This is a genomic window from Companilactobacillus ginsenosidimutans, from assembly GCF_001050475.1.
GTDB lineage: Bacteria > Bacillota > Bacilli > Lactobacillales > Lactobacillaceae > Companilactobacillus > Companilactobacillus ginsenosidimutans.
In genome coordinates, this window is the sequence record NZ_CP012034.1 from 158,129 (window position 1) to 173,252 (window position 15,124).

Sequence of the window (15,124 nt, forward strand, 5' to 3'; positions counted from 1 at the left end):
TTGTTCAATGATATACTGTATGCAATAGTTACGGGGGAATCATTATGCCAATACCAACATCAAAGCCTTTTGAAAAACAAACGGCAAAAGATCGTGCTTATAATCAAATTAAAGAATGGATTATTCAAGGGGAGCTTAATCCAGGAGAGAAATTAGCTGAAGTAGAGTTGGCTGCAGCAATTTCAGTTAGTCGAGCACCAATCAGAGAAGCTTTATTGAAGCTAAATCAAGACGGATTTGTCATCATGGCATCAGGTAAAGTTACGAGAGTTTCACCAATCAATAATGAAGATATTTCAACTTTGTTTGAACCAATGGCAGTAATAGAAGGATTAGCTGCTAATCAAGCAGCCTCAAAAATTGACGAAGATGGTCTGAGAAAAATTGCCACACTTGAGAAAAAATATCGTGCAGCAATCAATGATTCAAAGATCCAAACAATTTTGAAAGCTGATCGAGCATTTCATCAAGAAATTTTGAAGATTGCTGACAATGAATATGAGACACAATTTTCGGAAATGTTATATGCACATATCAATCGTTACGAAGTCTATTTAATAAATAAGCTTGGCAATTCGACTTCACAACCTAAAAATATTTCCAGTCAACATGATCCATTATTAAAAGCACTAGTGGAACATAATGCCACTAGAGCAAGTGCTGCCATGACTAAGGATTGGCTAACGACCATGCGATTATTTAATACATATCAAGAGCAAGAAAAAGAGGACTGATGTAAATCAGTCCTCTTTGTGTTTTGTATGCAATGTTCATCAACCATTCTTTGGTTTAATAACTGGTTTCTTATGATATGGAATTGCCTCAACAAAGACAGTTCCGATAACCAAAACAATACCAATGACACCAATCCAGTTGAAACTAACGCCCATGAAAAATACCGCAATCAAAGTTGCTGAGATAGGTTCAGCAGCCTGGAGTAACGAAATCGTTACAGGTGGAAGTAACGGAATACTTAATAATTCCATCATGTATGCGAAAACTGTTGCCGGAACAACCATGAACAGAAGTATCCAGAAGTTGGCCCATGAAACAGGAGGCCCACCAACCCATGCTGGCTGTACAAAATTCATTATGACTCCACCAATAAAAAATGCCCAGGCGACAATGGGTAGGGTACCAAAATCATGTAATAATTTTATTGGCATCAATATGTATAGTGAATTAGACGCTGCTAACAAGAGTCCCCAGATAAGTGCAGTTAATGGAACGCTCAAGGTACTCAAATCACCTTGGGTAATTAGCAAGAATGTTCCCACAACTGCGAATAGTACCGTAATCATTTCCAAAAATGACGGCCATTTTCGATGTCGAATAGCAACGTAGGCAATGATTACAACCGGCGATGTAAACTGTAAAATAGTTGCCGTTGCCGCATTAGAATATTTAATTGTCATAAAATAAGTTAATTGAATTCCTAGCATTCCGAAAATACTAAAAATCAGAAGTGAAATTGCGCTCTTTTTCCCGTGCCAAACTGCAGTAGTGTACTTTAATCCTTTCGTCATCCAAGTAAATCCCAGAAGAATAAATCCAGCCAGAATCATTCTAAAACTAATGATCCAGTTAACTGTGATATGGGTGGTGCTGAACAAATATTGTGCAACATTACCAGTTGTTCCCCAAAGTATTTGACTAGTTAACGAAAGAATAATCCCCTTATTTCGCAAATGTTTAGCAGAAGAAATCGGCGTTAAAGCTTTCTCATCCAAAAGGTTGATCCCCAATCTCAATATTTTGAATGATGCATATTGTATACATCAATTCCAATGAAACGTAAATATATTTTTTAACTAGGCCGCCTTATGTCCGTTGATCGTTCTATTGAAGACAATTGGACAAACTAAACATGTGATAATTGCGGCTAAGGTAATTGCTCCAGCCTGAGTTTCAGTGATGATCTTCAAGCTTTTTCCAACTTCCAAAATGGGCAAAACTAAAGTAATAGTAGTGGCAGTCAAAACAGAGGCTGCCTTTGCCAATCTTTTTCCAAATCTTGGCTTGAAAACAAAGTAAACGATAGCTTTTGATAAGAAGAAGGCTATCAAGAATACTGGAATGAGTGTTAATGCTTTTGGATTAGCAAATAACTCACGTAGATTCAAATTAACCCCGGTGACGATGAAGAAAATAGGTATGAAAAATCCATATCCCATAGAACTCAATTTCTCTTGAGTTTCTTCTTTAGGTTGCAAAAGCTTCATAACTGCACCAGCAAGGAAAGCACCTAGAATACTCTCAGCACCAATTTGTTCAGCAAATGTTACCAAAGCAAAAATAAGAAAGAACGCTAAACGAATATCTAATTGAGTAGTAGATTTATCAATTTGATCAAAGAATTTATAAACAGGCTTAAATCTGTATAGTAAGAAAATTGCTATTAAGAAAATGACTGGCAATCCGAATGCTGAAATATAATTCTTTTGCATAATTGCAGAATAAATCGTTAAAGCAAGTAGGGGAATAAATTCACCCAAAACAGCCGTTAGTAAGATTGTTTGTCCGTATTCCTTTTCAAGTAGTCCTGACTCTTTGAGCAGTGATATCAAAACACCCATTGCAATCGTACAGAATAGAATTGTTGCTAAGATAAAGTTATCAAAAATACCAGTAGTATAAAGAATCGCACTTAAAGCTAGCGACATGACTAAAATACTTAAGAATGCCACCGAAGCAATACTTAAAGGAGATAGCTCTTTATTGAGTTTCTCCTTTTTCTCGAACAATGTAAAATCAATCTCCATACCACCTAGGAAAATCAACATGATGACACCTAAGTTTGCTAGGTATTTTAGGGTCATATCAGGTTGAACAAGATTTAGTCCTGTTTTTCCGATGATTATTCCCATGATGATTTCGGAAATGGCACTTGGCATTTGTGTGATTTTGAAGCGGGCTAGAATTAGTGGTGTTACTAGCGCTGCGAATAATGTAATTAATAACGAAAATTGTTCCATAATTATTATCCTCTCGATGTAAACGTCTAAAGTTTATAACAGTTTGTTTGATAAACCAAACTTATGCGAAAAATGCACAGGTTGTTCAAGGTTCGTTCACATTTATTCGTTATTGTAATTTGAAGAATAATATTAAGTGCATAAGTGCATAAGTGCATAAGTTCTTTAGTGCAGAAGTGCTCTAAGTATGCCGTCTCCGGAGCTGAGAAATATTTATTGGCTGTGCGGACCGGGTCGAGCCAAGGTCTCGCCCCTCGGTTTGGAGCCTTTCGAAGTTCGCGAAAGTCTTCAAACTCGCCCGGTGCTGTAAGAACGGGTGAATCGTCCGTTCTAACACCACTTTCACTGCCTATAAATATTTCTCAGCTCCTGCGACTGGTGATGTGGTGAACATCCAGAATCAGTTCACAGTAGTATAAATAATAATTACAACTGATTTATAGAATTGAGAGCTTTATAGCAAAAGATAATTTATATATCAATTACGAAACGGAGGATAGCTATGGATTTTGTTTTCATGGTTGTGGCTTTTATAGTTGGACTAGTATTTTTAGTCACCGGTACCCACATTAAGAAAAGCACAATGGCAAGAATGTGTTATCTGGTAGGAACATTTGGAGTGATTTTAGCAATGTATATTGCTTGGCCAAAATAGGTTCTAAATTGCCTATCTAATACAATGAGTTTTATAACGTAACACTCACAAAAATTTAATAAATAAAGACAACCAGTATCTATTAGACTTGCAAAGGCTAAAAGATTATTATTTTGCATTCTTGCTTTTGAATTTTTTGATTCTGGATAGTGCAGTAATTGCCAAGGAACAACACTCAGGTAAATCACTTAGACTGCAAGTTTCCGCCCACCCACAAAAAAGATAGTTTTGATCCAAAACAACCTGGAGGGAGGGATTATACAATGCTCAGCCATGAAGTTTTCCTTAGCCGGGGATGTCTCCGGGTTAGGAAAAGACTCAGGTTTGAGATTTTTTCGGTCTTTGAAAAAAGCTCAAACTGATGTCCATGGCGTTCCAGCGTTGTATAATCCCTCCCGGAAGGTGGCAGTGAACCACAACCAAAAAAAGCCCAGCCAAAGGCTGGACCAAACTAAAGAACTAAAGAACTAAAGAACTAAACAAATAACTTCAAGTGAACTCTATGCATAAAACCTTATAAAACCTATTCAATCGAAATCAATTGCACATTACTAATCCCATCAAACTGCTTCAAATCATCAAGCAAATCATCAATCGTACCCTTCAAATGACTAATATCAAAAGAAAGCACAACACTAGCCAAATCATGAATAGGGATGTTTTGATTAATCGTCAGCACACTGGCATTTGAATCTGACAACAGAACTAAAACTTTTGAAAGTAAACCTTGCTCATGTTCTAGCATCAATGAGATCAAAGCTTTTCTGGTTGTCATATTTTCTTCTGGTAGGAAGACTAGATCTTTGTACTTGTAATACGTTCCACGACTAATCCCAACTTGTTTTACAGCTTCGCTGACTTGATGGATTTTACCACTTTCGATTAATTTTCTTGCTCGGATGACTTTATCGAATGATTCGGGTAGGATCGAGCCGTCAACAATATAGTATTTTTCCAATTTTAAATTACCTCGCTAATTGCTCCCTTTGTATCAACATTTAGGTGATAGACTTTCCAATCTGGGAAGTCTTTTTTTGTGTTCTCAACGATTTTTTCAGCATTCTTTTCATTATCTACGATTGCCATCATCGTTGAGCCACTTCCGCTGATATACATTGTACCATTTGCTTTTTCACAAATATTCTTGGCATTTTCATAGTCCGGAATAAGTTTTGAACGGTAGGGTTCATGCATCTTGTCGATGATACATTCTCGAATCAATTTCAAGTTTCCTAATTCCATTGCTTTTGAAAGGGCAACGGCGTGTCCAACTTGATAAATTGCCTCTGAATAGCTCATTTCCGTTGGAAGGATTTCTCTAGCTTTATCAGTGCTGACTTCGTAGTTGGGAATCATTGTGACAAATCTAAGCGATGGATTTACGTTGAAATGAACTGTCTGTACGTCTTTGTTCTCATCGATGAATGAAACACCCAGTTTGCCGTAAATCGCAGGAGAGACGTTGTCAGGGTGTCCTTCCATATTCGTTGCTAAGTCCAGAATTTCATCGTTGCTGAGTGGAGCATCGAACCAATCGTTAGCACCTTTGATACCAGCCACGATACAAAACGCAGAGCTTCCAAGCCCACGGGCGACTGGAATGTTATTTTCAATCGTAATTCTAACATTTGGTACCGGTTCATTTAAGAAATCGCATGTGTTGACGAAAGCTTTGTAAACTAAATTGTTTTCGTTGCGGAATTCTTCAGGACAACCGTAAATTTCTAATTTCTTCTTGCTAGGTTCGAAATCAACGTTGGAATATAGTGAAACGGCTAATCCCATACAGTCAAATCCGACACCAATGTTTGCACTTGTGGCAGGTACTTTAATCCTTATCATAAAACTCTTCCTCGACTTTCGATTTCACATAATCTCTCATTTGATCCTTTTCAATCACATCGTCGTGAAGAATAGGTAGGTTCCAAACGTTAGCCAAATTCTTAGGAATAGCAATATTTGTCACCTTATTTAACTTTTGCATAACCTCGAAATCATCTTCAGGAACATCATCCAAAATAGATTTCGCAACCACACGGACAAACTTGTAAGGACTAGCAGTACTCAATAAAATCATCGGCGTATCATCACCAGTCTTTTGATAGTCACGCATAACCTTGTAACCAACCGCAGTGTGTGGATCCATCAAATAATTATCTTTCTTGTAAACCTCTGAAATCGAATCCTCAATCTCGTCATCCGTACTAAAGCCACAGAAGAAGTCCTCCTTGATACTAGCAAGCACCTCATCAGAAACTTGGTAGCGGCCAGAACTTTCCAGCTCGTCCATCAACCCCTTAACATATCCAGTATCCTCACCACTCTTGTAGTAGAGCAAACGCTCGAAATTACTCGAGATTTGGATATCCATACTAGGCGCAACAGTTTGGAAGAAAGGCATATTGCGGTCATAAACACCACTTTGGAAAAATTTTGTTAAGACGTTATTTTCATTACTTGCGACAACGAACTTATTAACAGGTAAGCCCATTTGTTTGGCGTAGAAGCCGGCGAGGACGTCGCCGAAGTTTCCAGTTGGAACAGTAAAGTTTACTTTTTCTCCTATATTAATCGAACCATTTTTGACCAGTTGCATATAAGAGTCAAAATAATAAACAACTTGTGGAATCAAACGACCGATATTAATTGAGTTGGCTGAAGAAAGGCTAACTTTTGGTCCAAGTTCTTTCTTGAGTTCTTGATCATTGAAAATCTTTTTAACATTACTTTGAGCATCGTCGAAGTTTCCCTCAATGGCTGTGATTTCAGTATTTTCACCGTTAGTTGTTTGCATTTGAAGCTTTTGAATCTTGCTGACACCGTTGTGTGGGTAGAAGACTGTGATGCTCATTTTCTCGAGATTCTTGAATCCTTCAAGTGCAGCTTTTCCAGTGTCACCACTTGTAGCAGTTAAAATCATAACTTTATTATCTTCATCTAAAACATGTTTCATTAGTTGAGGCAACATTTGTAAACCAACGTCTTTAAAGGCACTTGTTGGTCCGTGGAATAGTTCCAAGACGTGGAAGTTGTCTACATTTACAACGGGAGTTATATCGGTGGTATCAAAACTAATACTATATGCTTGATCGATACTGTTTTTGATTTCTTCTATAGAGAAGTCGGGTAAAAGTTTTTCCAAAACTATTTCGGCTATTTGTTGATAATTTAAATTATTCAACTTATTAATGTCGATCTTTAGTTGGCTTAATTCTGGATATACAAACAAGCCACCGTCATCCGCAAATCCCTTTTTGATGGCATTCTTGGCTGAAATACTTATATTCTTATCTCTTGTACTTGTGTAATTATTATTCATCAGTTATAACTCCTTGCATTTCGAATGTCTATATGTTAACCTGTTTTTAATTCAAAAACAAGTGTTTACGATTTATGAACACAATTAATTTTAACAGGAGGTTAAAACCTATGAAAATCGCAATTTTAGGATTCGGAACAGTAGGAAAAGGCGTATATGAAATAGTTAAGAAGGCTAATGTTCAAACCCAAAACCTCTCTGTTAGTCACATTTTTATCCGTAAAAACAAGAAACGTGTGCTACCAGAAATGACGGATGATATAGATGAAATCATGAACGACAAGAATACAGATGTTGTCGTTGAAGCTCTTGGTGGTATCGAACCAGCCCATGAATTTATTCTTTCAGCCTTACAACATGGTAAACACGTTATCACAGCAAACAAAGCAGTTATTGCTGTTTATCTTAAAGAATTTACAGACGCAGCTAACGAAAACAACGTTAAATTTTACTTTGAAGCTTCAGTTGGTGGCGGTATTCCTTGGATTCAAGGATTGGAAAAAGCACTTCGTATTGACAGTGTAAATTCAATTTCTGGTATCTTCAATGGAACAAGCAATTTCATTCTTGACCAAATGACACGTAATGGACAATCATTTGCTGAAGTATTGAAGCAAGCTCAAAAATTAGGATATGCCGAAGCTGACCCAAGTGCCGATATCGATGGTATCGACGTTGCTAACAAACTTTGTATCAGTGCAGACATTGCATACAACATTAACATCAAAGATCGCAGCAAGCTTCCTATCTTTGGAATTAGAAATATCAAGAAAAACGATGTTAAATTTTTCGAAAAAAATGGTTACTCAGTTAAGTTGATTGGTACAACACATCAACAAGGCAACAAATTCGATTATGTCGTTGAACCAAAATTATTCTTGAATCATACATTGGAAGCAAACACACCGGACAACTACAATTTGATTTCACTCAACGGTGACACGATTGGTAAGTTGGACTTTTACGGACAAGGTGCAGGGATGTTCCCAACAGCCAATGCCGTTGTTCAAGATATTTTAGATATTGTAGAAGAAAAAGATCACCTTAAACGTAATTTTGATCAAAAGATGGAGTACAGCCCTGAACTTACAAGTGGTGATTACCTAGTTCGTTCAAAAGCTGATATTGAATCTCTATTCGCAGAATATGCACCAACACAAGAAGGAGAATACCTTCTGATTCACCAAATCCCAGTAGGAAAAATGCATGAAATCATGAAAGACGTATTAAACGTCGATGATTCATCATTTATGGTTAGCTTACCGAGCAATAGTAGCTTAGCAAGTAAAGGAAGCATTCGCAGTCAGGAGGCTGTCGCATAATGAAAGTAGCAAAATTTGGGGGTAGCTCAGTAGCAGACGCTAACCAATTCAGAAAAGTAAAAAATATAATTAATAGTGATTCTGATCGACAAGTTGTTGTTGTCAGTGCAGCAGGTAAAAGTTCTGCTGAACCTGTCAAAGTAACAGACATGTTGATCAAGGTTGAAGATGCTTTGAAACAAGGTATTGACTACCAACCGATTTTCGGACACATTAGTGCCCGCATTCTCAAGATTCGTGACGATTTGAATCTTGACGTCAACATTGAACAAGATTTAGACGAAATTAAATCTAATTTAAACGAATGTTCACACGACTACCTGGTTTCACGGGGTGAATATTTAACAGCAAAACTTATGGCAAACTACCTCGGCTATCACTTTGTCGATGCCAAAGATATTATGATTTTTGATGAAGATAACTTTGATTATCAAGAGTCAGCTGTGCGTTTGAACTCAATCTATGAAAAATACCAACAAATAGTTGTCCCAGGATTTTATGGTGCTAATCTCGATGGATCAATTCACTTGATGCCTCGTGGTGGTAGTGACATTTCTGGTTCAATCTTAGCTAAATTATTAGATGCCAACCTTTACGAAAACTGGACAGATGTTTCCGGAATTCTCATGGCAGACCCAAGAATTGTTGACCATTCAAAGAAAATTGACGTTCTCACATATGATGAGCTTCAAGAATTAACATATATGGGATTCGGAGTTTTCCAAGAAGAAGCAGTTCGCCCTGTCCGTGAAAAACAAATCCCTACAAAAATTTTGAATACAAACCATCCTGAAGAGGGTGGAACACTAGTTGTAGATTCAGCAGACAAACGCCTTGATGACCAATTCATCACAGGTATTGCTGGAAAGAAAAATTACACAGTTATTACTATTAAAAAGTATCAACTTAATAAACATATCGAAGTACTCCAAAAAGTATTGGCAGTCCTCCAAAAATTCCATATCTCAATCAACTATGTTCCTTCAGGAAACGACTCATTCAGTTTCTTGTTTCAACAAGCAGATATTTCTAACAAACTTGAATCTATCGTTTTGAAGCTTAAGAACACATGCGGATTAGACTCAGTTGAAGTAAATCAAGATATCGCACTTGTTGCTGCAGTTTCATTAGAACTCAGTAAACGTCCAGCCATCGCAGGTAAAATTTTGGACTATCTAGACAACAGTTTGATAAACGTCCGTTTAGTAATTCAAGAAGGTAGCGACATCAAGGTTGTCTTCGGTGTATCCAATGAGGATTACGAAAAGACAATTGCGAAGATTTATCGTGAAGCCATGTTTCGCGGATATCGCAAAATTTCTGCATAGAATTACACTTTATTCCTCCCCAAAATTTCTATATAAAGTACTCCAGTAGACAAAATCCAGCTTGGATTTTGTTTTTTTGTATCTCGACATACAGACTGGTATTCTGAAGATAATAAGAATGTTGAAGGTGATCATATCAAAACGTTAATCGTAGTTTCACACCCAGATATAAGCAATTCACAGACCCAACAATTTTTGAAAAAGGGATCTGAATTAACTGATGCAATTTGGCATCACGTTGAAGGTTTGAAAAGTATTGAAGTAGATTTAGAAAGAAAACTGCTTGAGTCAGCTGACCGAGTTATTTTCCAATTTCCACTGTATTGGTACGCCGCACCGGCTGGATTTAAGAAGTGGCTGGATACAGTAATGAGTCGTAACTTTGTTTATGGGGATGGACAATTTCATCTTGAAGGCAAAGAATTAGGTATTGTCGTGACAACAGGATTACCGGCCAAAGATTTTAAGATTGGTGGAATTGAAGACATCACTCTTGATGATGTTTTAGCACCATATCGAGCTTTCGCAAGACGGTCACATATGAAAGTATTACCTTATCTATTAGTTGATCAGTATTGGTATAAAACTGAAAATCAACAAATGCAGTTGTTGATGGATTATCAAAGATATCTCAGTCAAGATTACCCCGATTCATTGAATAACCGTCAAGCTTGGTTTGAGAAGCGACTTAAGTCATTTGTTGATAATCTTCCCGAAGATAGTCAAACTTCAGGAAAATTGATTTTGGATACTTATCAACAACAGATTGAGAATTTGGATCAATTGAATGACACTTTGAAGATGATTAAAGAAGGGGAGGACGATAGTCTTGAGTAATCAAAATATTTGGTTAGTTGAACAAGTTAAGGCTCTTGCTAAGCAACAGCCTGCTTATGAGGATCGTGCGTTTTTGTTTGCTTTGCAGTCGGTTATTAAGGAACAACAGAAGCGGTCTGAACAGATTCAAAGTGAGCTGGATGGGAGGCTGTGGGATCATTCCACCTGGTGAGTCTCTGCAGGAATTTGGTTTGATTTGCGGTTCACTGTCGATTCCGGAAGGAAATAGATTTTTTGGCTGGAACGTGGTGAATCGACTTGAAGCTAATTGCAAAGAACGCAATCATCTCCAAGCTCGATTTTATTCTAAGTGTGCTTCGCGCACTAAGAATAACCCCACCACTGAGCCAAAATCTATTTCCTTCCTCCATCTCCCGCGCGTGTTCCAAATGTGAAGATGAATGACGATCCAATACCTGATGTTCGAAAAATCAAACAGGATAATACTTCTGGATTGATGCTTAGTTCCGGCTATGGTGGGGGAACTGCCAATATGGAGTATATGTCATTCACTGGATTGGCATTCAATCAATTTTCGAAGTCATTTCAATCTCCATATGTTCAACTAGTTCAAAAACAGGACAAGCCAGAGAATATTACCAATCAATTTAAGTATAAAAATGCGATTCATCCGTATATTGGTACATTTTATAATCGTGCAAGTGTTTATCAGAAATTCGGCTTTCAAACATTCAGGAACAGTACCACATCGGGAAATTTGGCATTGAAATACACCGATTCCGTTAATGGTGGGACTTATATTAGTGATGATTCCGCCTATAAAGACGCTTTGTGGCAGGTTGATCAGCACAAAGGTGGCCAATTCATTAGTTTGGTAACGATGCAAAATCACATGTCATATGATTATGATTATCCTGATAATAAATTTGAAGTCGGGGGTTCTGCTACTAGTACGAAAAATAAACGTCAGTTGAAAAATTTTGCTAGAGGTCTCAATCTGACAGATTCTGCAACGCAAAGTTTTATTGAAAATATTAATAAAATCCAGAAACCCATTACGGTTGTATTTTATGGTGACCACTTGCCAGGCATTTATGATGGAAATGATATTTCTAAAAATAATGTGGTTGAACATGAAACTGATTACTTTATTTTCAGTAATAAATACGCGATTAATCACGATAATGCTACTAAAAAGATGAGCGATAGCACTGCTATTACCGATCCCAATGGATTTATTCCTTTGGCATACAAGCAGATGGGGCAAAAGGTTACGCCATTTTATGCGATGTTGACGAGAATTCAAGAGGATACTCCTGCTATGTCAAAGTGCACAGTTGGTGGTTCTGAGAGTCTTTATGTGAACAAGAAAACTGGTAAGAAAGTTAGTTATCATAATTTAACTTCTAAACAAAAAGAGCTTTTGAATGATTATAAGTTGATTCAGTATGATTTAACTGTTGGCAAAGGCTATAGTCTACAAGATGGTTTTACCAAATAGTAATTAAACGAGTCTAAATAGACTCGTTTTTTGTTATAGAAAAGTATTAAAATAATAGTAAATGGGAGATGAGAGTATGAGTAGTTTAAAATTTGAAATTAGAGATATTACGCAAGTTTCTTATGATGCAATTGTTAATGCTGCTAACAAGTCATTACTTGGTGGTGGTGGAGTTGACGGCGCAATTCATCGTGCAGCCGGCCCACAATTATTGGAAGAATGTAAAACTTTGAATGGTTGTGAAACTGGAGAAGCTAAGATTACTAAGGGTTACAACTTACCATCAAAGTATGTCATCCACACGGTTGGACCAGTTTATTCGGGCGCAGTTGATGATAAACGTATGTTGGAAAATTGTTACCGTAATTCTTTATTAGTCGCTAAAGAAAACGATTTGCATCGTGTTGCTTTTTCAGCAATTTCAACGGGTGTCTACGGTTATCCATTGCCAGAAGCTGCTATTGTCGCTTTGACGACTGTAAGTAATTGGTTAGCTGACAACGACGACTACGACATGGATATCTTATTAACCTGCTTTGATAATCGTGTTTACGACTCATATTCCGATTACGTCGAAAACTATCATGGTTCAAATGATTATTTGAATAAATTAAAATATTAGTGCCAATGGCACTTTTTTTGTATAAGATAGTTGATACAACAGTATTTAAATGTTAATTTAGACAACAACACAGAGGAGGGATTGTTTTGAAATATGCTATTACTGGTGGTACTGGTCATCTGGGATCACAAATCCTACAGGAACTTGCAAAATTAGTTCCAGCATCAGATATTCACGTTGGCGTACATACGGTCAGCAAGGCTAAAAAGTTGGTCGAGCAAGGCTTTAATGTTAAAGGATTCGATTTTTTTGACGAGGAAAGTCTTGAAGAATTACTTGCAGGGACTGATGTCTTCATTTACGTTCCAAGTAAGAGTCACACTAGCTACAGCCGTATTGGTGAGTTGGAAAAAGTTATTACTGCTGCCGAGCACGCTCAAGTTGGTCATGTTATTGCTATGGGATTCATTGCTGACCAAGTAAACAATCCTTTCGACTTGTCGGCATTTTACGGATACTTGCCACGAAGATTTGCGGAAACTGATTTGAATTACACTATCATTCGTAATGCTTTGTACGCTGATCCATTGGTACCTTATTTGCCAGAATTGATTGAGCGTAAAAATGTTATTTATCCTATGGGTGATGAAGCATTATCATTTATTTCATTGGAAGACAGTGCCAAGGCTTTCGCGAAGGTCGCCACAACATCTAAATTACGAGTTCCAGGAAGAATTTATACGTTATCACAATCAAGAAATTACACTATGCCTGAATTAGCTAAGGTGTTGTCTGAAATTTCAGGAAGTGAAATTGGCTATCAACCTATGACTCTTCAAGAATTTTCTGATACTTACAATGAAGGTGGTGAAGGCCACATGCTATCATCAATGTATGATGCAGGTGGCAAAGGTTTTCTCAATATTGTTAGTGACGATTATCAAATAATCATGGGAAAACCAGCTACCGATTTGAAGGTATTTTTGAAGTCGAAATATTCTAAATAAAAGTGAGGGATTATTATGAAAGCAGTTGTTGTTACTAATCCGGGTGGACCGGAAGTTTTAGAATACAAAGATGTACCAACTCCAGAAGTTAAACCTGGATGGAGTTTGGTCAAGGTCAAGGGCTTTGGTATTAATCACTCAGAAATTTTTACTAGAAAAGGTGATTCACCATCGGTCAAATTTCCTCGTATTTTGGGAATTGAATGTGTTGGCGAGATTGCAGAATCTACAGACTCTGAGCATTTGCCAAAAGGGCAAGCTGTTATGTCATTGATGGGCGAAATGGGACGTGCCTTTGATGGTGGATATGCTGAATATACATTGCTACCAAATGAACAAATCTATCCCATTAACTCTAATTTGAGTTGGAAAGACCTCGCTGCTATTCCTGAAACTTATTACACAGCCTATGGTGCTTTGACTGGTTTGAAATTGACACAAGGCGATTCGCTGTTGATTCGTGGCGGTACTAGTGGTGTTGGTGTGGCTGCAACAAAACTTGCTAAAGCTATTGACCGAGACATTCATGTAACTGGTACAACTCGTAATCTTGGAAAAACCGATTTGATGAAATCCAAAGGTTATGACGATGTTGTCGAAGATAAAAATGGTTCGATTCAGACTGATTTACAATTCGACAAGATTCTTGATTTAATCGGACCCCAAGCACTCAGAGATTCGATGAGTATGTTGGCAGTCAACGGAATTCTCAGTTCAACTGGTGAACTCGGCGGGGAATGGACTGTTCCTGATTTTGATCCAATTACAGATATTCCTACTGGTCGTTATTTAACTTCATTTTTATCTGGGGATGTTAAGTTAAGCTGGTTACAAGATATGCTCAATATCATTGAAGATAAGCATGTTGATGTAACACCTACTAAGGTTTATAAATTATCAGAAGTTGATGCTGCTCATGCTTATCTCGAAAGTGGTCAAAGCATTGGTAAAGTTGTTGTATTAGTATAAAAAAACTATCCTCTTTTATTTTCTAATAATTATATATATAATTATTTCAAGAAAATCAAAGGGGATTTTTTATATGAACAAAGGTAGGGTTGAGGCATTTACAGATGCCATCATAGCAATTATTTTAACCATCATGATTTTGGAATTTAAAGTTCCTGAATCAACCAAACTTAGCGCAATTATTCCGGACATTCCGTTTATTGTTTCTTATGCCATCGGTTATTTCTTTATTGGAACTGCTTGGTATAATCATCACTACATGTTTTCAAAAACCAAACTGGTTACTCAACGGGTTTTCTGGACTAATATTGCCTGGATGTTTGCGACTTCATTTTTGCCAGTCGCAACGGCTTGGGTTGGTGAACATATCAATTCACGAGGTCCACAAATTTTTTATGCAATTATTTACACGTTGTGGTCAATTACTTATGCATTGTTGACTTACTATATTGCTGCTGATAATGAGAAAGCTGGCCATCCTGAAATTGCCAAGAGTATTCGCAGTATGAGAATTTACCGTTTTATGACCAATTGGAAAACACTATTAATCCATTTGGTGCTTTTAGTTCTAACGTTAATATTTATACCAGCATTGCAACTTGCATTGGTATTAATTCAAATTATTTTTGTCGGATCCAGATTCAACAAAGATAGTGATAAATTATTTTAATCCGAAATAAAAGTTCAT

The 15,124-nt window shown here is 37.1% G+C and carries 16 protein-coding genes; 11 read left to right on the forward strand and 5 right to left on the reverse strand.

The features are described from left to right. Positions 1–44: 44 nt before the first annotated feature. The gene (locus ABM34_RS00880; protein ID WP_048702515.1) at positions 45–734 is read left to right on the forward strand and encodes a GntR family transcriptional regulator; all 690 of its coding nucleotides are present in this window, start codon (positions 45–47) and stop codon (positions 732–734) included. Between the two features lie 39 nt (positions 735–773). Here ABM34_RS00880 and ABM34_RS00885 read toward each other — a convergent pair whose 3' ends face one another. Both ABM34_RS00885 and ABM34_RS00890 read right to left on the reverse strand, forming a co-directional pair. Next, positions 774–1,730, reverse strand: a complete 957-nt coding sequence (locus ABM34_RS00885; protein ID WP_048702516.1) for an EamA family transporter — start codon at positions 1,728–1,730, stop codon at positions 774–776. Positions 1,731–1,811: 81 nt separating this feature from the next. Further along, entirely contained in the window at positions 1,812–2,975 is a 1,164-nt protein-coding gene (locus tag ABM34_RS00890; RefSeq protein WP_053084436.1) for a cation:proton antiporter, read from the reverse strand. Between the two features lie 502 nt (positions 2,976–3,477). Here ABM34_RS00890 and ABM34_RS13115 point away from each other — a divergent pair. Beyond that, entirely contained in the window at positions 3,478–3,630 is a 153-nt protein-coding gene (locus tag ABM34_RS13115) for a hypothetical protein (protein ID WP_157023174.1), read from the forward strand. A 523-nt stretch (positions 3,631–4,153) separates the two neighbouring features. On the opposite strand, the gene ABM34_RS00900 is transcribed toward ABM34_RS13115, so the two are convergent. The 3 genes from ABM34_RS00900 to thrC are packed head-to-tail and all read right to left on the reverse strand — an operon-like array spanning position 4,154 to position 6,949. Beyond that, positions 4,154–4,588, reverse strand: a complete 435-nt coding sequence (locus ABM34_RS00900) for an ACT domain-containing protein (protein ID WP_048702518.1) — start codon at positions 4,586–4,588, stop codon at positions 4,154–4,156. A gap of 2 nt (positions 4,589–4,590) precedes the next feature. Beyond that, the gene (gene thrB / locus ABM34_RS00905; protein ID WP_048702519.1) at positions 4,591–5,472 is read right to left on the reverse strand and encodes a homoserine kinase; all 882 of its coding nucleotides are present in this window, start codon (positions 5,470–5,472) and stop codon (positions 4,591–4,593) included. Continuing rightward, positions 5,459–6,949: a threonine synthase gene (gene thrC, locus ABM34_RS00910; protein ID WP_048702520.1), complete on the reverse strand. Its 1,491-nt coding sequence runs from the start codon at positions 6,947–6,949 to the stop codon at positions 5,459–5,461. Before thrC ends, thrB begins: the two co-directional genes overlap by 14 nt. 110 nt (positions 6,950–7,059) lie before the next feature. Between thrC and ABM34_RS00915 the strand changes: the two genes are divergently transcribed. The 9 genes from ABM34_RS00915 (at position 7,060) to ABM34_RS00955 (ending at position 15,106) form a co-directional block, all read left to right on the forward strand. Continuing rightward, positions 7,060–8,271, forward strand: a complete 1,212-nt coding sequence (locus ABM34_RS00915) for a homoserine dehydrogenase (RefSeq protein WP_048702523.1) — start codon at positions 7,060–7,062, stop codon at positions 8,269–8,271. Then, positions 8,271–9,599 (forward strand): aspartate kinase, encoded by a 1,329-nt coding sequence (locus ABM34_RS00920; RefSeq protein WP_048702524.1) that lies wholly within the window; start codon positions 8,271–8,273, stop codon positions 9,597–9,599. Before ABM34_RS00915 ends, ABM34_RS00920 begins: the two co-directional genes overlap by 1 nt. A 147-nt stretch (positions 9,600–9,746) precedes the next feature. After that, positions 9,747–10,436, forward strand: a complete 690-nt coding sequence (locus ABM34_RS00925) for an NAD(P)H-dependent oxidoreductase (RefSeq protein WP_417924664.1) — start codon at positions 9,747–9,749, stop codon at positions 10,434–10,436. Next, complete coding sequence (locus ABM34_RS00930) at positions 10,429–10,608, forward strand: hypothetical protein (protein WP_048702527.1); 180 nt, start codon at positions 10,429–10,431, stop codon at positions 10,606–10,608. The genes ABM34_RS00925 and ABM34_RS00930 overlap by 8 nt, the downstream gene beginning before the upstream one ends. A gap of 180 nt (positions 10,609–10,788) precedes the next feature. Beyond that, complete coding sequence (locus ABM34_RS00935; protein WP_417924665.1) at positions 10,789–11,898, forward strand: LTA synthase family protein; 1,110 nt, start codon at positions 10,789–10,791, stop codon at positions 11,896–11,898. A gap of 76 nt (positions 11,899–11,974) precedes the next feature. Beyond that, on the forward strand, positions 11,975–12,520 hold the full coding sequence (locus tag ABM34_RS00940; RefSeq protein ID WP_048702529.1) for an O-acetyl-ADP-ribose deacetylase: 546 nt from the start codon (positions 11,975–11,977) through the stop codon (positions 12,518–12,520). 86 nt (positions 12,521–12,606) lie between these two features. Next, entirely contained in the window at positions 12,607–13,467 is an 861-nt protein-coding gene (locus ABM34_RS12895) for an NmrA family NAD(P)-binding protein (RefSeq protein WP_053084437.1), read from the forward strand. Positions 13,468–13,482: 15 nt separating this feature from the next. Next, positions 13,483–14,436 carry a zinc-binding dehydrogenase gene (locus ABM34_RS00950; protein WP_048702530.1) on the forward strand — a complete coding sequence of 318 codons (954 nt, stop codon included), beginning with the start codon at positions 13,483–13,485 and terminating at the stop codon, positions 14,434–14,436. A gap of 73 nt (positions 14,437–14,509) precedes the next feature. Continuing rightward, positions 14,510–15,106 carry a TMEM175 family protein gene (locus ABM34_RS00955; RefSeq protein WP_048702531.1) on the forward strand — a complete coding sequence of 199 codons (597 nt, stop codon included), beginning with the start codon at positions 14,510–14,512 and terminating at the stop codon, positions 15,104–15,106. Positions 15,107–15,124: the final 18 nt, after the last annotated feature.